This is a genomic window from Polaribacter batillariae (genome assembly GCF_017498485.1).
Taxonomy (GTDB): Bacteria; Bacteroidota; Bacteroidia; order Flavobacteriales; family Flavobacteriaceae; genus Polaribacter; species Polaribacter batillariae.
The window spans coordinates 1,098,262-1,116,413 of the sequence record NZ_CP071795.1; the positions used below are offsets into that span (position 1 = coordinate 1,098,262).

Consider the following 18,152-nt stretch of genomic DNA (forward strand, 5'->3'; position numbering starts at 1 on the left):
CCCCTAAGAAGCCTCAAATATTAAATTTATTAACATAATTTTATATATTCGCTACATATATATCCCCTTATTCAACTAAATAACACTAACCAAACCACACAAAATGAAAAAATCTATTTTAATTTTTATGGGTGTATTCGCCCTAGTTTTTAATGCAAAAGCACAGGATGGTTTCGAAAATATCCTATTTGCCGATTTATCAGACGCTAACGAGCTTACAAAAGGATACTTAACACCTGCTGCAGAAGCCTTAATTTTTGGAATGAGTAATGGCTGGTATCATACTGCTAAGGTTCACAAGCCATTTGGCTTTGACATTGCAATTGGAGGTAATTTTTCTTTCGCAGGCGATAACCAAAATAACTTCGACATTAACTCTTTAAAACTTTCTAATAAAATCACTAAAAACCCATCTACTTCTCCTACTATTTTTGGAAAAGGTGCAGCTGCTGTTAATGCCTTTGAGGTAACGATACCTGCAAATTCAGACCCAAATATTAATGGAGGAACTCATCCTGAATTAAAAAGAAATTTTACAATGCCAGATGGTTATAGAGATGAACTCCCACTTAATAGTGTTCCTACACCTGTAGTTCAACTAAGTCTTGGACTTCCCGCTAAATTCGAAGCAACACTAAGATTCGTTCCTAATGTTGGTAGTAACGAAACCAAAGCTAATTTATTTGGTTTAGGCCTAAAAAAAGAAATTACAGATTGGTTTGGACCAATGGACAAAACCCCTCTTCATATTTCTTTGTTAGGAGCTTTTACCAACATGACCATTTCTCATAACATTAAAGACCCTAATGGAAATGATATTAATATTACAAATGGTTTAGCTGAATTAAAATTAAATTCTTACACTTTTCAAGCTTTAGCCTCTTTAAATTTTCCTATTATTAATTTATATGGAGGAGTTGGATATACTTCAGGTTCTTCTACTTTACGTTTGGCAGGAGAATACGATTTACAATATAGCGATGGTATTAATAATTATAATAGAACTTTAAAAGATCCTTTAACTTTAGATTATGATGCCAGTGGCTTTACAACAACAGTTGGCGCTAGACTAAGTTTAGGTTTTTTCAAAATATTTGGAGCTTATACTCTACAGCAATATAACACTGCTACTTTAGGAGTTGCAATTAGCATCAGATAAAAAACATTAAAATTTAACAAAAAAAGCTGTCTCGAAAGTATTAAAATTTGTCATTTCGACTGTAATGGGAGATCTTAATTATTGATTTTTTAGTATTTTATATCTTTATACTTTGCTAAAAACAACAGTTAAATTTACTTTTGTGACAGCTTTTTTTTGCTTTAAATTAACTAAAACATCGTCTAAAAATCGTATTTTAGCAAACGATTATTCAACATAAATTAAAATTTAAAAATATGAAAGTTACAGTTGTTGGTGCAGGTGCAGTAGGTGCAAGTTGTGCAGAGTATATTGCCATTAAAAATTTTGCTTCGGAAGTGGTTTTATTAGATATTAAAGAAGGATATGCAGAAGGAAAAGCGATGGACTTAATGCAAACTGCTTCTTTAAATGGTTTTGATACGAAGATTACTGGAAGCACAAACGATTATTCTAAAACTGCAGATTCTAACATTTGTGTAATTACTTCTGGAATTCCAAGAAAACCTGGTATGACTCGTGAAGAATTAATTGGAATAAACGCAGGAATCGTAAAAACAGTTTCTTCAAACTTAATTGAGCATTCTCCAAATACAATTATTATTGTGGTTTCTAATCCTATGGATACCATGACGTATTTAGTTCATAAAACTACAGGATTGCCAAAAAACAGAATTATTGGAATGGGTGGTGCATTAGATTCTGCTCGTTTTAAATACAGGTTGGCAGAAGCTTTAGGCGCACCGATTTCTGACGTAGATGGAATGGTAATTGGTGGGCATTCAGACAAAGGAATGGTGCCTTTAACGAGGTTGGCAACAAGAAACTCTGTACCTGTTTCAGAATTTATTTCAGAGGAAAGGTTAAATCAAGTTAAGGAAGACACAAAAGTTGGTGGAGCAACATTAACTGGTTTATTAGGCACTTCTGCATGGTATGCTCCTGGAGCAGCTGTTAGTGGTTTGGTTCAGGCAATTGCTTGCGACCAAAAGAAAATTTACCCTTGTTCTACTTTCTTAGAAGGCGAATATGGTTTAAATGATTTGTGTATTGGAGTTCCTGTTGTTTTAGGTAAAAACGGAATTGAAAGTATTGTAGAAATCAATTTAAACGATGCAGAAAAAGCACACATGCAAGCGTCTGCAGAAGGCGTTTCTAAAACGAATGGATTGTTAGAATTATAATAATTAATACTTAGCTTTTAATAAATAGTATAAATCCAACTCTTTCAAAATCTTGAAAGAGTTGTTTTTTTACTCGTGTTTTTATCAATATTTAAGAAATTTTAAAATTCAATATGTATGTTTGTGTTTAAATTGTCCATAAATTGAAGAGCCAACCCCACACTTTATTAAAAAATATTTTTGGTTTTGAAGATTTTCGTCCTTTACAAGAAGACATTATTAACAGAACCATAGAAGGAAAAGATAGTTTTGTATTGATGCCAACTGGAGGTGGAAAATCGATGTGTTTTCAAATTCCTGCCTTACTTTTCGATGGAATTACAATCGTAGTTTCTCCTTTAATTTCTTTAATGAAAGACCAAGTACAAGCATTAAAAGCAAATGGAATAAAAGCCGATTTTTTTAATAGCTCTATTTCTGTTCAAGAAGAAAACGAAGTCATTACAAAAGCCATGAATGGCGATCTACAGCTATTGTATTTATCACCAGAAAAATTAATATCCGTTAGCAATACTTGGCTAAAACAACTAAATATAAAATTGGTTGCTATTGACGAAGCACATTGTGTAAGTATGTGGGGGCATGATTTTAGACCAGAATACACACAGTTAAAAGTATTTAGAAATTCGCTTCCAAACATACCTTTTATGGCATTGACTGCCACTGCTGATAAATCTGCCAGAAAAGATATCGAAGAACAGTTAGGTTTAAAAAATTCTAAATTATTTATTTCTTCTTTTGATCGTAAAAATTTAAGTATTGAAGTTCGTGGACAAGTTCAAAAAAAGAAAAAACTACAAGAGATTGTTAGTTTTATAAATCGAAGAAAAAACGAAAGTGGAATTATTTATTGTTTGAGCAGAAAAAACACAGAAGAAGTTGCCAATCATTTAAAAGAACTTGGGCATTCTGTTGCTTTTTATCATGCTGGAATGGGTAATGAGGAAAGAGAAAAAACTCAAACCGATTTTATAAATGATGACACAAAAATAATTGTTGCTACAATTGCTTTTGGGATGGGAATTGACAAATCGAACGTACGTTTTGTGATTCATTATAACTTACCCAAAAACCTCGAAGGTTATTACCAAGAAATAGGAAGAGCAGGAAGAGATGGGTTGCCTTCTGAAACTTTGCTGTATTATAATATGAGAGATTTTGTTTTGTATAGTCAGTTTGCAGAAGAAGGCGCAAATACTGAAATGCAGAAAGAAAAACTCAATAGAATGCTTCAATTTGCGGAAGCAAAATCGTGCAGAAGAAAAATATTATTGTCTTATTTTGGGGAACATTTAACAGAAAATTGTGGCAATTGCGATGTTTGTGCAAATCCGCCCAAAGGTTTTGATGGCACTATTATTACCCAAAAAGCACTTTCTGGAATTGCAAGAATGGGAGAAAAAGACGGAATTACAATGCTAATTAACGTTTTACGAGGAAGTAACAATGCAGCTATTCACGAAAAACAATACTTTCGTCTAAAAACATACGGAATAGGAAAAGACATTTCTTTTTTTAACTGGCGAGATTACATCATTCAAATGGCAAACCAAGGTTTGATAGAAATCATGTATGCAGAAGGTTCTGCTTTAAAAATAACACCCATTGGTTGGAAAGTTTTAAAAGGAGAAAAAACGATAAGATTAACAACCCCAATAAGTATTGATGAAAAAAAGAAAATTAAAAAAACAGCAAAAATTATAATTGAAGGCGAAACAAATAAAGACTTGTTTACAGAACTCAAAAAACTAAGATATTCTATTTCTAAAGAAGAAAATATGCCTGCTTATATTGTTTTTAGTGACAAGTCATTAAAATTAATGGCAAGTGAACTCCCAACAACCGAAAACGAATTTTTAGCCATTTCTGGAGTGGGAATGAACAAAATGGAAAAGTATGGAGATGAGTTTATGAGTGTTATTCGAAAGTATAAAAATGTTGCAAAGCCAAGAAAAACGCCTACCACATTAAAAACTTTCGAATTATACAAAGAAGGATTGACTCCCAAAGAAATTGCAGAAGAAAGAAATTTATCTATCACTACTATTTTTTCGCATTTGTCTCAATTATATTCCGAAGGTAAAAAGGTAGATTTAGAACAATATGTTAGCAAAGAAACCATAGAGAAAGTGCGTGTTGCTTTTAATGAATTCGACAGAAAAATAGAACTAAAACCGATTTACGAAAAACTAAATGAAGAAGTTTCTTATTCCAAAATAAGAATAAGTATTACGCTTATTTTAAAGAACAAATAATATTTAAAGACCTCACAGGTTTTAAAAACCTGTAAGGTCTGGTAAATTTTAAGACAAACCAGAAATAACACCATCGTTATCAATGGTCATATTTTCTGAAGCTGGTATGGCTGGCAATCCAGGCATACGCATCATTTTTCCTAAAATAGGAATCACAAATTGGGCTCCAGCAGCAATTTCAATTTCGCGAACGGTTACTGTAAAACCTTCTGGTCTTCCTATTAAAGCGGCATTATCTGAAAACGATTTTTGTGTTTTCGCCATACAAACCGCAAAATTATTAAATCCTAATCGATCAATTCTTCTTAAATTTAATTGAGCTTGTTTGCTGTATTCGACATTTTTTGCCCCGTAAATTTCTTTGGCAATTGTTTCTATTTTATCTTTAATTGGAGCGTTCCAATTGTACAAAGGTTTGTATTGAGTTGCTTTATTTTCGACCACCTCTACAACTGCTTCAGCTAATTTTTTGGTTCCTTCTCCTCCTTTTGCCCAACCTTCAGACAATACTGCTTGCACGCCTAAACTGGCACATTTTTCAATCACAAAATCTACTTCTTCATCAGAATCTGAAACAAAAGAATTAATTGCGACAACAGGTTCTATATTATATTTGCGAATGTTTTCGATATGTTTTTCGAGGTTTTTAAATCCTTCTGTTACTTTTTCTAAATCTGGGGCGTTATAATCTTCTGTTGTTGCACCTCCATGATGGCGTAAAGCTCTAATTGTAGCGACTAAAACCACACATTTAGGATTCAGTTTTGCGAACTGAGATTTTATATTCAGAAATTTTTCTGCGCCTAAATCTGCACCAAAACCCGCTTCTGTAACTACGTAATTAGATAAAGAAAGCCCCATTTTGGTAGCAATAATCGTATTGGTTCCTTGTGCGATGTTTGCAAAAGGTCCTCCATGAATTATGGCAGGATTTTCTTCTAAAGTTTGTACCAAATTGGGTTTAATGGCATCTTTTAATAAAATTGCCATCGCATTTTCTGCTTTTAAATCTCGTGCAAAAACGGGTTCATTTTTATAGGTAAAACCAATAAAGATATCTCCTAAACGCTTTTTTAAGTTCTCGATATCCGAAGCCATACAAAGAATCGCCATTACTTCGGAAGCTGGTGTAATATGAAAACCATCTTGCCTTGGAACGCCATTTGCAGTTCCTCCTAAACCAATGGTAATATCACGCAAAGAACGATCGTTCATATCTATTACACGTTTCCAAAGAATGGTTCTTGGATCTATATTTAAATTATTGGATTTACTCTGAATGTTATTATCAATTAATGCAGATAACAAGTTGTTCGCTTTTTCAACCGCATTAAAATCTCCAGTAAAATGCAAATTAATATCTTCCATAGGTACCACTTGAGAATACCCTCCACCTGCTGCTCCGCCTTTTATTCCAAAAACAGGTCCCAAAGAAGGTTCTCTTAAAACTACGGTTGCTTGTTTTCCTATTTTATTCAATCCTTCTGTTAAACCAATGGAAACCGTTGTTTTTCCTTCTCCAGCAGGAGTTGGTGTTAGCGCTGTTACTAAAACCAAATTATTTTGGGCTATTTTTTTATCATCAATTAAAGCTAAAGGAAGTTTTGCTTTGTACTTTCCGTACATTTCTAAATCGTCTTCATTAATATTTAATTTTTTTGCGATTTCTCTTATGTGTTTCAGTTCTTTTGCTTGCGCAATTTTAATGTCTGTTAAGTAAGCCATATTTACAATTTGTATTGTTTTATTTTAAATTTTTTCAAAAATTAAATATAGTTAATTTTGTAAGATAGAAGAAGACAAATCAATCCATTTTACAACTATAAATTTCTTAGAAAAGAAGATTTTTTATTTCTAAAGTACAAACCCATTTTTTTACATATATTTGGGGCATGAATTCTAAATGGTACCTTAGTGCTTTTCTCTTCATATGCATTTGTTTTGGAGTATTCCAAGAGCAGGTTTATAAACCCAATCAAGAAATTGTTCTAGAATTTATAGATACTTCTTCGCAGAATAAAAATATTGAAAACACCATTTCTGAAGTTCAAAAAAAACTTGTAGATATTGGGGTTACAAACATCGCCATTCAAAAAACAGAAAAAGGCACTTTAAAAATCTCTTATTACAGTATTGTAAATGTAAATGACGTTAAAAAAGCACTTACAAAAGAACATAGGTTATCTTTAAATAAAAATTCTAAAAAAGAAAACGAAAATAGAGACTCCACTACCTATAGTATCGATATTTACGAACTAACAAATAAACTTGATATCTCTAATTTAGACGATAAGTTTATATTTGAAATCGAACCTCATTCAGATAGGTTTACCACAAATAATATTTTCTGTTTTTATAAAGTGCTCGAAAACCAAGCCAATCAACTCTTTAAAACAGCTTATAAAGCGAACAAAACCAGCCTTTACATTAAAGATTACACTTCTTATCAAGAGCCAGAAGTGAGAGCTGGACCACAAAAATACTTCGCTTAAAATGTAAACTTTTTTACATTTTTTTCAAACGATTTAAGTGAATGTAAATCAAACACATCACAAAAAAACAAACCATTAAAATAATTGTCAGATTTTACGAGAAGGCATATATTTGCTCGTTTTTTAAAAAATTTTGACTAAATAAATATAAAATGCAAAACAAAGGACTCATTAAATTATTCGCTATTCTTTTTGGATTAGTGAGTTTATACCAATTATCGTTCACATTTCTAGCCAATAAAGTAGAAGAGGATGCGAAAGTGTACGCTAAACAAAATGCACCAGACAACGATGCTAGACAAAAAGCTAAATTCGAGAAAAAATATTTAGATAGCGTTGCCAACAAAGATGTTATCGATTTAGGTATCGCACAATATACCTACGATGATGTTCGAGACAAAGAAATGAATCTCGGTCTCGATTTAAAAGGTGGTATTAATGCCATTTTACAAGTTTCTGTAAAAGAAGTTTTAAAAAGTTTGTCTAACGACTCTAAAAACGAAGCGTTTAATAAAGCCTTAGAAAACGCAGACGAAAGACAAAAAAACAGCAATGCTACTTATTTAGATTTGTTTTTCGAAGAATTCGAAAAAGTTGCTGGCACTACAAAATTAAGCGATCCTTCTATCTTCGGAACAAAAGCTTTAAGCGATAAAATTTCTTTTAATGAAGATAATTTTTCTGTTAGAGAAACTTTACAAGAAGAAATTAACAGCTCTATTGGTACTGCTTTTGAAGTATTAAGAAGTAGAATTGATAAGTTTGGAGTTGCTTCTCCAAACATTCAAAGAATTGGAAATTCTGGTAGAATTCAAATTGAATTGCCAGGTGCAAAAGACATAGAACGTGTTACAAAATTAATTACAAGCAAAGCCGAATTACAGTTTTGGGAAGTCTATACAAATGCAGAAGTACAAAACTTTTTCTTTTCTGCAAATGCTAAAGTTACTGAATTATTAAAAGACGATTCTGAAGTTGAACAAGCAAAAGATTCTGTTAAAAAAGACGATATTGACGATCTTTTAGGAGAAACAGTAGATTCTACTAAGGTTCAAAAAAATCTATTTACTTATTTAAGACCAAACATCGCGCAATCTCAACAACAAATTAGCTCTGTTGTAGCAGAAGCAAAAGTAGCAGATACTGCAAGAGTAAATAGCTTATTAAAAAATAAAGAAGTTAGAGACTTATTACCAAACGAATTAAGATATGCAAAATTCTTATGGGATTATAAGTCTAATAAAATTGATGATGGTACAGAAATTATCTCTTTATATGCTATAAAATCTAACAGAAAAGACAAACCTACAATTGAAGGTGATGTTATTTTAGACGCTGCACAGGTTTTCGACCAATTAAATAAGCCAGAAGTTAGCATGACCATGAATAGTTCTGGAACAAAACAATGGGCAAAAATGACTGCAGACAATGTAGGTAATTTTGTTGCTGTTGTTCTAGACGACTATGTATATACTGCACCTTCCGTAAACCAAGCGATTACTGGTGGTAGAACTTCTATTTCTGGTGGAAGCATGACGGTTGCAGAGGCAGAAGACATTGCTACCGTTTTAAAAGCAGGTAAATTACCAGCAGCTGCAAGAATTATTCAAGCAGAAGTGGTGGGACCATCTTTAGGGCAAGAAGCAATTGATGCCAGTTTCTTATCTTTTGGTTTGGCAATCATCTTAGTGTTACTTTGGATGATTTTATATTACGGAAAAGCAGGTTTATTTGCAGATATTGCATTGCTTGTAAACATTTTATTCATCTTCGGAATATTAGCATCTTTCAACGCCGTTTTAACATTACCAGGTATTGCTGGTATTATCTTAACCATAGGTATGTCTGTAGATGCAAACGTAATTATCTTCGAAAGAATTAAAGAAGGTTTATTTGGTAAAAAAGGCTTAAAACAATCTGTGGAAGAAGGTTTCTCTGTAAAAGGAGCACTTTCTGCAATTATAGATGCAAACATTACGACCTTATTAACAGGTATTATTTTATATGTTTTTGGCTCAGGCCCTATTAAAGGTTTCGCCTTAACATTAATGATTGGTATTGCAACTTCTTTATTTACAGCAGTATTTATTACGCGTATCTTAATTGATGGCGCTATCAATAGAGGTACAAACTTAACTTTTAATACTTCTATCTCTAAAGGATGGTTCCAAAACATTAATGTAGAATTCTTAAAAAAACGTAAAATTGCATACTTCATATCTGGAGCAATTATTTTAGCAGGAATCGTTTCTATTTTCTCTATTGGCTTAAAACAAGGAGTAGATTTTAAAGGAGGCCGTTCTTATGTAGTTCGTTTCGACCAAGATATGAGCGCTACTGAAGTTGCTGGAACATTAAAAGATGCTTTTGGAACCGCTCCAGAAGTAAAAACATACGGAAGTGCAAACCAGTTAAAAATAACAACCGTTTATAAAATTGATGAAGAAGGGCAAGAAGTAGATGATGCTGTACAAAACACTTTATATAATGGATTAAAACCGTATTTAGGAAATACAACTTACGAAAACTTTAAACCAGGTTTCGAGAAAGAAGGTGCTGGTGTAATGAGTTATATGAAAGTAGAACCAACCATTGCAGATGATATTAAAACAGATGCATTGTATGCCGTTTTTGGCTCTTTGTTAGTAGTTTTCTTATACATCTTATTACGTTTTAGAAAAATATCTTACTCTATTGGAGCTGTAGTTGCCGTTTTTCATGATGTATTAATTGTATTGGGTGTATTCTCAATAACATACAATTTTATGCCTTTCGATATGGAAATTGGTCAATCTTTTATCGCCGCCATTTTAACGGTAGTGGGTTACTCCTTAAATGATACTGTGGTAATTTTCGATAGAATTAGAGAATTTGTAGGAGACTACAAAAACAGACCATTAAATGAAAACGTAGATAAAGCAGTTAGTTCTACTCTAGGAAGAACCATAAACACCTCTTTAACCACATTATTGGTAATGTTAGCTATCTTCTTATTTGGTGGAGATTCTATTAAAGGATTTATGTTCGCCTTAATTGTAGGGGTAATTGTGGGTACCTATTCATCGTTATTCGTGGCAACACCAATAATGTACGATTCGTCTAAAAAAGAAGAAAAGAAAAAATAGTTCTAACTAAAATAAATAAAAACCGTTTTCTTTAGGCGAAACTTGTTTTGGTTTCAAAAAGAAAACGGTTTTTCTATTCAATCAATAGCAGTTATATTTGCACTTCTATGAGCAGTATTATAAAACTTCACGATTTATATTTTAAACCTTTTATTTCAGAAAACGAAATTAAAAGTATCGTAAAATATCTGGCAAAAAAGGTAAAAAGAGATCTTCCTAAAGACGAAGTACCTATTTTTGTGGGTATTTTAAACGGATGCTTTTTATTTGCTGCCGATTTTATTAGAGAGTTTGAAGGAAATTGCGAAGTCTCTTTTGTAAAATTAGCTTCTTACCAAGGAACCTCTTCAACCGAAAATGTAAAAGAATTGGTGGGCATAAATGAAGATTTAACAGGACGAACCGTTATTATTTTAGAAGATATTATAGATACAGGAACTACGCTCCAAGAAATTTATAATATCTTTAAAAACAAGAATGTAAAACAATTAAAAGTGGCTTCTTTATTCTTTAAACCAGACGTTTTTAGAAAAGAGTTGCCCATAAATTATATCGGAAAAAGTATCGAAGATAAATTTATTGTAGGTTATGGATTAGACTACAAGGGTTTAGGAAGAAATTATTCAGAAATATATCAATTATCAACACCACCAAAAATGAAAAACATCGTATTATTTGGCCCTCCAGGAGCAGGAAAAGGAACACAAGCAACATTTTTAAAAGACATGTACAATTTGGTACACATTTCTACAGGAGATGTATTCCGTTTTAACATTAAAAATGAAACAGAATTGGGTTTATTAGCCAAAAAATATATGGATGAAGGCGATTTAGTACCAGATGAAGTTACCATAAATATGCTAAAAGCCGAAGTAGAAAAAAATGCAGATGCCAATGGTTTTATTTTCGATGGTTTTCCAAGAACACAATCGCAAGCAGAAGCTTTAGACGCTTTTTTAGCCGATAAAGGAGAACAAATAAACGGAATGGTTGCTTTAGAAGTACCAGAAGATTTATTGGTAGAGCGTTTGTTAGAAAGAGGAAAAACTAGCGGAAGAACAGACGATACTGATGAAGCTAAAATTAGAAACCGTTTTAACGAATATAACACAAAAACTGCCGTTTTAAAGGACTATTTCGAAGCTCAAAATAAATATTATGGAATAAATGGTGTAGGTTCTATTGAAGAAATTACACAACGTATCGCAAAAGTATTTAATAAATTGTAAAAATGTGTAACTGTTTAAGCGTTTAATTGTTTAAGCAACGAGTACGATTACACGTTTCAACAATTACACAATTACACAAAAACTATGACTGAAGGAAATTTTGTCGACTACATAAAAATATACGCATCTTCTGGAAAAGGAGGGCAAGGTTCTGTGCATTTACACAGAGAAAAATTTATTACCAAAGGAGGCCCTGATGGTGGAGATGGTGGACGTGGAGGACACATTATTTTACGTGGAGACAAAAATATGTGGACGCTTTTTCACCTAAAATTTAAACGCCATTTTAGAGCAGAAAATGGTGGTGCTGGAAGCGCAAGCAGAAGTACTGGTCACGATGCCAAAGATATTTATATAGATGTACCTTTAGGAACAATTGTTAGAGATGCAGATACCGACGAAATTTTGCACGAAATTACCGAAGATCAAAAAGAAGTAATTTTATTACCTGGTGGAAAAGGCGGTCTTGGAAATTGGCATTTTAAATCTTCGACAAACCAAACTCCACGCTATGCGCAACCTGGAATTGACGGACAAGATGGCTGGTTTAGAATTGAATTAAAATTATTAGCAGATGTAGGTTTGGTTGGTTTCCCAAATGCCGGAAAATCGACATTATTATCGGTTTTAACTGCTGCAAAACCTAAAATTGCAGATTATGCTTTTACCACCTTAAAACCCAATTTAGGTATTGTTGAGCACAGAAATCATCAAACCTTTGTTATTGCAGACATTCCTGGAATTATAGAAGGTGCTGCTGAAGGAAAAGGATTAGGACATCGTTTTTTACGTCACATAGAACGTAATTCTGCTTTATTATTCTTAATTCCTGCAGATAGTGATGATATTAATAAAGAATATGAAATTTTGTTAAACGAACTAAAAAAACACAATTCAGAATTGTTAGATAAAGATCGTTTGTTGGCCATTTCTAAATCAGATATGTTAGATAATGAATTGATAACTGAAATAAAACAAGATTTGCCAAAAGGTATAGAGACTATTTTTATTTCTTCAGTAGCAGAAATTGGCTTACAAGAATTAAAAGATAAACTATGGAAGATGCTAAACTAATTCCATTTCTTTATTCTTTTAACTGAATTTGTATTGGCAACCTATATTTGGTAGTTACAGGAATACCTCTTTTAATTGCGGGATAAATTATTGGAATTTGCCGAATACTTACTTTTAAAATACTATCTAACTCTGGTAATTCTTTTTTTATAATTTCTGAAGATTCAATCGTTTCCAATTCTATATTTCCTTTAGAATTTATTAGCAAATTAACAATTACAGTTTCGAAAATGGAATCTTTTATTGTGAATTCGTGTTTTAGCAACTCCTCTCCTATTTTGTTATGGATGGTGTTTCTAAAGCAGTCTTCTTGTTGAGCTTTTTCAATTAATGAATCGCAAACTTTAAAAGACGGATACGTGTCTATAGAAGAAAAGTTAACAAATGTATCTAAAACTTGCACATTTGTATTTTTTTTGAAAGTAAATTTATCGCAAGAAATGCAAAAGAGAGTTAAAATTAAAAAAGAAAAAAACCTAAAACACATAATTGTACAATATGTAGTAAAAATACAATTTAAATTAGTTTTAATCATACTTATACCATTTAAACTTTGAATTCAAGATAATATTTATTATCTTTCGGGGTAAAATTTATTATCTTTCAATATGCCAAAGAAAATTACCTTATCGATTAAAGAAGAATCTGTTGAATTGCGAAAACTATATGAGTCTACCACTACAGAATTACGAAGAGATCGTTTAAAAATGTTATACTACATAAAGTCCGGGAAGTATATCTATCGTAATGCAATCGCAAAGAAGCTTGGCAGACGTCCAACCACCATAGGCAATTGGATTAAAGACTATGAAACAGGAGGCCTTTCAAATTTATTAGAAATACATAGCGGAGGTAATAATACCGTTCATATTTCTGATAGAGCAAAAGCCTATATCTCCAAGACATTATCTAACAGCGATACCACCATAACTTCCTATATAGAGTTACAAGCTCATATAGCCGAAGATTTATCAGAGATGATAAATTATGGTGCACTTTATGCACATTGTAGGCGAAAACATAAGTCTAAGCTAAAAGTATCAAGAAAGTCACATTATAAAAAAGACCCGAAAGCCGAAATGGTTTTTAAAAAACCTAGAAAACACTTTTAAATTATTTAGAACAAAACTAAATAAAAATAACTTTGAATCGGTCAATTTATTTTTTCAAGATGAATCTCGTTTTGGATTAATCACCAAACAAAAAAGAGTCATTACAGCTAAAGGCGTTAAACCTATAGCAAAGTACAAACATAGTTATCAGAGTAAATGGCTATGGGGAAGTTTTTCACCCATTACAGGTGAGAGTTTCTGCATGCTAACAGATACTGTGTGTAAAGACTTTTTTATTGAGTATTTAAGAGACTTAAGTGCCTGTAATCCTTTGGAACTAAAAATTGTAATTATTGACAATGCAGCTTTCCACTCTACTAAAGATGTAAAATTGCCTGATAATATTATCTTATTACCTATCCCTGCATATTGCCCTGAACTAAATCCAGCTGAAAAAGTTTGGCAATACCTTAAAAGTAAAATTGCAATGAAAATTTATGACACTTTAGATATACTAGAATCCAAAATAGAGCACCTAGTTTATCAAATGGATAATAAGACCATTAAGTCTATAACCGGATATGAATTTTATCTAAAATCTTTTTATAACGTTTTTAATGTTTAAATGGTATTAATACTTTTTGATAAATATCTCAAAAATTCAAAAACCCTTTTGTTTCCAAAAGGGTTTTAATTTAAAAGTTATAAATTTGGAGTTACTCCTGTACAGTAATATTAAAAATCATACCAATGAGAAAGTAATGTAAAATCATCTACAGCAATTAAACCAATTGTATTTTGCGTTGCATTTAAATTTGCTCTTTTTTGAATGTAAAAACCACTATCTCTAGTTATATATTCTAAGAAAGGGAGTAAACCTCTTCTTGAAAAATGAGTATTACTAGGCAAAATTTCAGTAAATTTTGCTATTTTATTTCCTAAAGTATCTTCAGTAATTGTAAGTTTAACAGAAAACCTTTGGGTAAAAATTCTAGTCCCAGATAAATAACGTAGTTCAAGATAAGGTTCAGGTTGATCTAAATCATATAGGTAAAGTCTTTGTACAGAGCGTCCATTTAATGTTGCTGTAAAAAACGCCCTAAATTCATCCATAAATTTTGTAAAAGCTGGGCTATCATCACTTGTAGAGAATCTTGTCGAATATAGTCTTATGTTATTATTCCCTGATGGTTCGTTTCCAAAATCATAGGCAGGTAAAACAAAGTTTAAATCGCTTTCGTATCTTAAAGTTAGTTTTACTCCATTAGCTTCTGCTACAAATTCATCTTCTGTAGCATTATACGTAAATTCACTAATTTTTGCAGTTCCTACTTCTACTCTTGGACTAATTTTAAATCCATCTGGTGTTGGTGAAATTCCAAAGCTAATGTCTTTTTGGCTACATCTTTTGTAATTGCAGTTACAGTCGCAAATCTTCTATTTTTGTTGAAAGAAAAATCGTAAACTGTAATTTGCCCATTGTTTTCTATAGTAAGATTTCTAAATACCGATTTTAAAGGTTTATTAGGAATATTATCATTTAACATAGCCTTATTTTGGGTTGTCAAATTCGTCCAATCATCTGCAGTTGCTTTTGTAAAACGGATGATATTGTCTCTGTCTCTATTGGATTTAAAAAGAATATCTTCTCCTTCTTTTTTGAAATATAAGAACTCAAAACTCCCTCTATAACCTTGCCCTACTAAATCGCTATCGGGAGAATTAGCGCCATCTGATAATTCATGAATAACATTTTTTGTTGTGAAAGTTAATTTTACTGTAGAACCTAAAGTAATATCATACAAGCTAACTTTACTTGCGTCTGGAGTTCCAAAATCAGAATCCATTTTAACTTCAGAATTACTAATAAAATCAAATAAGAAGGTATAACCACCTAATTGTGTATTATCAGTAAAATAAGTCATTTTCCAACCATTTTCGGAACTCTGTAAAGACTCTTCTAGTTCTTTTATTGCTTTTTCTATTCTAACTGTTGGAGTGTCTTCGAAAAGAAGATCTGGATCACTATTGTCTTGACAGCTACTTAATATTAGAAGAAAAAGTGCTACCAATAATTGATAGGTGTTAATTTTATTTTTTTTCATTTTTCTTATTATTTAATTGCTTCTAAAATATTATCTGTAGCTAATTTTTGTAATTCATATAAATCTATATTAAAAGACTTCTTAAAATATTCCGCTACTATGGCTTCTTTTGCTTTAATTAATGCTATTGCATTGTCTGCTTCTGGAGTCGCAGTAATTTTTGCTGCTTGTGTTGCTGCGTCTTTTTCTGCTTGTGTTGCTCCTGAACCTAAATCGTCTAATGCTTTCTCTACAGCATTTTTTATTATTCCATTTTTTATATTATCTAATAATGCTTGATATTCAGTCGCGTTATTTGTTAACATTGTTTCAACCATTTCTGCAAAATCTTCATTTTCGTTTAGTCTTGCATAATCTGTTATAAATCCTTGTTTGTTGGCTATATCGAATCTTTCTTGCCTATTTGCTGGATTAAACCATTGCGCAGTGTAACCTCCTGGTGTAATTTGCTTAAAAGCTTCTTCGTCATAACGCACCTGTTGATTTAAAATATGGGTATATTCGTGTTGAATGGTTTTTATAAATTCTGTAACATCATCTTTTTTTTTCACATCTACTTCATCAACTTCAAAAAGTACGATGTTTTTTCCACCTTCAGCAAAACCTAAAGTTCTTGTTCCACTTGGATTTAAATTAAAACCACCTATTAGAACCATTTCTCTTGGCGCTATTCTTTTTATAAAATCTTCACCACCTAATTCTGAGTAAGTATCAATCCAAACTTTTTTAACAACTTTCATAATTGGAATGACATTCTCTAAAGTTGGTGGAAATAAATATCTATTTAAATCTACTCTTCCTTCATCCCATTGATAGGTAACATCAATATTATAATCGTTTGTAATGTTTTCTCTCAACCAAACATCAGTTGCGTTTAATTCTGGTGTTTCTGTATTTAAATTGCTTTCGGTTAATTTTTCTTCGTTTGAACTACAAGCAGAAATAATTCCGAAAATTATTACTGCTATATACATATATGTTTTTTTCATAATTATCTAGGATTAGGTGTTATTCCAAAATTAATTGCGGATTCTGGGATTTGTAATTGTTTTCTTAAATCTTCTTTAGTTAATTCGATTTCTTTATCTTCTTTTCTATAGTATCTTTTAATGGCGATATTGAATCTTTTTACATCAAACCACCTCATACCTTCATGGTAAAATTCTTTTTGTCTAAATTTTAAAATAGCGTTTATAAATGAATTTTGTTTGTCGCTTATAAAACCGTAAAATGGTGTTAACCTTCCTGTAGTTACAGGAAATAAGCTTACAATCATATCTTCTGTTAAAATGTCTGTACTTGGGTTAAAGTTTTCTGTTTTTTTTGATAAAAAATCTGTTAAGTCTTTAATAGCATTTGTATAATCTTCTTTCATTGTATAGGCTTCTGCTCTGTTTAAAAGAACTTCATCAAAACCAAATAAAACGGAGTTTGTATAACCTCTTCCTGTTCCTGCAGATTGATTGGTAATCTTAAAATATTCATCAAATTTAGGAACATTACTTGCTTCATTTGACCCGAAAATACCATAGGCCCAGTTTTTGTTAAATGGATTATCTTGTTGGAAAATTTCTTCGGTGTTTAAAAATGATAATCCGTAATTTGTTCTCCAAAAATTTCTTGCCCACCAAGAAGATGTAGAGTTTAAAAGTAAATTTGCGTCTTCTAAAGAATTGCTATATTGTAATGTTTGTTGAGAATAGGATAAATTTGAATATTCAACAACATCTCTAATTTGTAATCTTGGATTTGTAAGTATTTGATTTGAATAAAAGATTACTTTGTCCCAATCTCCTTTTTGTAAATAAAATCTTGTTGCAAATGCAGCTCCAGATTCTTTAGAAAAATGGTATTTAGGGTTCTTTTCTCTATTTTGTATTAAATTTAAACCTTCTAATAAATCTTTTTCAATTAAGTCATATACTTCTTGTACCGTATTTCTTTTGTAAGGTTTTATTAACTCTGTTTCAGGATCTAAAATATAGGGTACACCTAAATCTGAATTGGCACTACTTGGATTGTATTGTTTCCCCCAAAAGGTAACTAACATAAAATGTGCATATGCTCTTGCTAATAAAGCCTCTCCTTTTTGCGCGTCTAAATTAAATTGCCCTTCTAATTTTTTTATTGACGACAATGCTTGGTTTGCTTGTGAAATTGCCTCGTAACTGTTTGACCAGAAAAATGTTGGTGAGTCTTGATTTTCATCTAAACTTATATCCCAAGTAAACATTTGTTCGTGAAGTAAAACATTGATGTAACTTCTAATATTTGATCTAGAAGTTGCATTATCCGACATAATTTCTGCAATTAATTGATAATTTCCTTGTGAGTATGCACCTGTTATTAAGGCACTTATTTTTTCTGGAGAATTTATTTCTGCTCTATTATCTGGTAATTCAGATAAATAATCGTCGCAACTAACTGTTAGTAAAGAAAATACTAATACTGTAGTTATTTTAAATATATGTTTTTGTAATTTTTTCATTTTGTTTTTT

General features: G+C 31.5%; 15 protein-coding genes. 9 read left to right on the plus strand and 6 right to left on the minus strand.

Annotated features, from left to right (window positions below; translation table 11 throughout):
- Positions 1 to 103: 103 nt before the first annotated feature.
- The 3 genes from JL193_RS04840 to recQ all read left to right on the plus strand — a co-directional run bounded on the left by JL193_RS04840 (position 104) and on the right by recQ (position 4,577).
- Complete coding sequence (locus JL193_RS04840) at positions 104 to 1,159, plus strand: DUF6588 family protein (protein ID WP_207972736.1); 1,056 nt, start codon at positions 104 to 106, stop codon at positions 1,157 to 1,159.
- A gap of 236 nt (positions 1,160 to 1,395) precedes the next feature.
- A complete protein-coding gene (gene mdh / locus JL193_RS04845) occupies positions 1,396 to 2,322 on the plus strand; it encodes a malate dehydrogenase (protein WP_207972737.1) in 927 nt (308 codons plus the stop codon).
- 143 nt (positions 2,323 to 2,465) lie between these two features.
- The gene (recQ, locus tag JL193_RS04850; protein WP_207972738.1) at positions 2,466 to 4,577 is read left to right on the plus strand and encodes a DNA helicase RecQ; all 2,112 of its coding nucleotides are present in this window, start codon (positions 2,466 to 2,468) and stop codon (positions 4,575 to 4,577) included.
- A gap of 48 nt (positions 4,578 to 4,625) precedes the next feature.
- On the opposite strand, the gene JL193_RS04855 is transcribed toward recQ, so the two are convergent.
- The gene (locus JL193_RS04855) at positions 4,626 to 6,302 is read right to left on the minus strand and encodes a formate--tetrahydrofolate ligase (RefSeq protein ID WP_207972739.1); all 1,677 of its coding nucleotides are present in this window, start codon (positions 6,300 to 6,302) and stop codon (positions 4,626 to 4,628) included.
- A gap of 167 nt (positions 6,303 to 6,469) precedes the next feature.
- Here JL193_RS04855 and JL193_RS04860 point away from each other — a divergent pair, with 167 nt between their 5' ends.
- From JL193_RS04860 to obgE, 4 genes are all read left to right on the plus strand, one after another.
- Positions 6,470 to 7,069, plus strand: a complete 600-nt coding sequence (locus tag JL193_RS04860) for a hypothetical protein (RefSeq protein ID WP_207972740.1) — start codon at positions 6,470 to 6,472, stop codon at positions 7,067 to 7,069.
- A gap of 152 nt (positions 7,070 to 7,221) precedes the next feature.
- Positions 7,222 to 10,194: a protein translocase subunit SecDF gene (gene secDF, locus JL193_RS04865; protein ID WP_207972741.1), complete on the plus strand. Its 2,973-nt coding sequence runs from the start codon at positions 7,222 to 7,224 to the stop codon at positions 10,192 to 10,194.
- 107 nt (positions 10,195 to 10,301) lie between these two features.
- Positions 10,302 to 11,423, plus strand: a complete 1,122-nt coding sequence (locus tag JL193_RS04870) for an adenylate kinase (RefSeq protein ID WP_207972742.1) — start codon at positions 10,302 to 10,304, stop codon at positions 11,421 to 11,423.
- A gap of 84 nt (positions 11,424 to 11,507) precedes the next feature.
- Positions 11,508 to 12,497 (plus strand): GTPase ObgE, encoded by a 990-nt coding sequence (obgE, locus tag JL193_RS04875; protein ID WP_207972743.1) that lies wholly within the window; start codon positions 11,508 to 11,510, stop codon positions 12,495 to 12,497.
- A gap of 10 nt (positions 12,498 to 12,507) precedes the next feature.
- Here the strand turns inward: obgE and JL193_RS04880 are convergent, their stop codons facing one another.
- Positions 12,508 to 12,900, minus strand: coding sequence for an energy transducer TonB (locus JL193_RS04880; RefSeq protein WP_243456840.1), 393 nt, complete (start codon positions 12,898 to 12,900; stop codon positions 12,508 to 12,510).
- 205 nt (positions 12,901 to 13,105) lie between these two features.
- Here JL193_RS04880 and JL193_RS04885 point away from each other — a divergent pair, with 205 nt between their 5' ends.
- Together JL193_RS04885 and JL193_RS04890 are read left to right on the plus strand one after the other, a co-directional pair.
- On the plus strand, positions 13,106 to 13,609 hold the full coding sequence (locus tag JL193_RS04885) for a helix-turn-helix domain-containing protein (protein WP_207970473.1): 504 nt from the start codon (positions 13,106 to 13,108) through the stop codon (positions 13,607 to 13,609).
- Complete coding sequence (locus JL193_RS04890) at positions 13,554 to 14,174, plus strand: IS630 family transposase (protein ID WP_243456886.1); 621 nt, start codon at positions 13,554 to 13,556, stop codon at positions 14,172 to 14,174. The genes JL193_RS04885 and JL193_RS04890 overlap by 56 nt, the downstream gene beginning before the upstream one ends.
- 110 nt (positions 14,175 to 14,284) lie before the next feature.
- On the opposite strand, the gene JL193_RS04895 is transcribed toward JL193_RS04890, so the two are convergent.
- The 4 genes from JL193_RS04895 to JL193_RS04910 form a co-directional block, all read right to left on the minus strand.
- On the minus strand, positions 14,285 to 14,662 hold the full coding sequence (locus tag JL193_RS04895; RefSeq protein WP_207972744.1) for a hypothetical protein: 378 nt from the start codon (positions 14,660 to 14,662) through the stop codon (positions 14,285 to 14,287).
- A gap of 221 nt (positions 14,663 to 14,883) precedes the next feature.
- Positions 14,884 to 15,654: a DUF4302 domain-containing protein gene (locus JL193_RS04900; RefSeq protein ID WP_207972745.1), complete on the minus strand. Its 771-nt coding sequence runs from the start codon at positions 15,652 to 15,654 to the stop codon at positions 14,884 to 14,886.
- Positions 15,655 to 15,662: 8 nt separating this feature from the next.
- Entirely contained in the window at positions 15,663 to 16,643 is a 981-nt protein-coding gene (locus tag JL193_RS04905; protein WP_207972746.1) for a substrate import-associated zinc metallohydrolase lipoprotein, read from the minus strand.
- A gap of 2 nt (positions 16,644 to 16,645) precedes the next feature.
- A complete protein-coding gene (locus JL193_RS04910) occupies positions 16,646 to 18,142 on the minus strand; it encodes a RagB/SusD family nutrient uptake outer membrane protein (protein WP_207972747.1) in 1,497 nt (498 codons plus the stop codon).
- Between the last annotated feature and the right edge of the window lie 10 nt (positions 18,143 to 18,152).

Bases quoted from the DNA above. Each gene is read 5' to 3' on its own strand.
- JL193_RS04840 (WP_207972736.1), top strand. From the start codon at position 104: ATGAAAAAATCTATTTTAATTTTTATGGGTGTATTCGCCCTAGTTTTT.
- mdh (WP_207972737.1), top strand. From the start codon at position 1,396: ATGAAAGTTACAGTTGTTGGTGCAGGTGCAGTAGGTGCAAGTTGTGCA.
- JL193_RS04855 (WP_207972739.1), bottom strand. From the start codon at position 6,302: ATGGCTTACTTAACAGACATTAAAATTGCGCAAGCAAAAGAACTGAAA.
- JL193_RS04860 (WP_207972740.1), top strand. From the start codon at position 6,470: ATGAATTCTAAATGGTACCTTAGTGCTTTTCTCTTCATATGCATTTGT.
- secDF (WP_207972741.1), top strand. From the start codon at position 7,222: ATGCAAAACAAAGGACTCATTAAATTATTCGCTATTCTTTTTGGATTA.
- JL193_RS04870 (WP_207972742.1), top strand. From the start codon at position 10,302: ATGAGCAGTATTATAAAACTTCACGATTTATATTTTAAACCTTTTATT.
- obgE (WP_207972743.1), top strand. From the start codon at position 11,508: ATGACTGAAGGAAATTTTGTCGACTACATAAAAATATACGCATCTTCT.
- JL193_RS04885 (WP_207970473.1), top strand. From the start codon at position 13,106: ATGCCAAAGAAAATTACCTTATCGATTAAAGAAGAATCTGTTGAATTG.
- JL193_RS04895 (WP_207972744.1), bottom strand. From the start codon at position 14,662: ATGGATGAATTTAGGGCGTTTTTTACAGCAACATTAAATGGACGCTCT.
- JL193_RS04900 (WP_207972745.1), bottom strand. From the start codon at position 15,654: ATGAAAAAAAATAAAATTAACACCTATCAATTATTGGTAGCACTTTTT.
- JL193_RS04905 (WP_207972746.1), bottom strand. From the start codon at position 16,643: ATGAAAAAAACATATATGTATATAGCAGTAATAATTTTCGGAATTATT.
- JL193_RS04910 (WP_207972747.1), bottom strand. From the start codon at position 18,142: ATGAAAAAATTACAAAAACATATATTTAAAATAACTACAGTATTAGTA.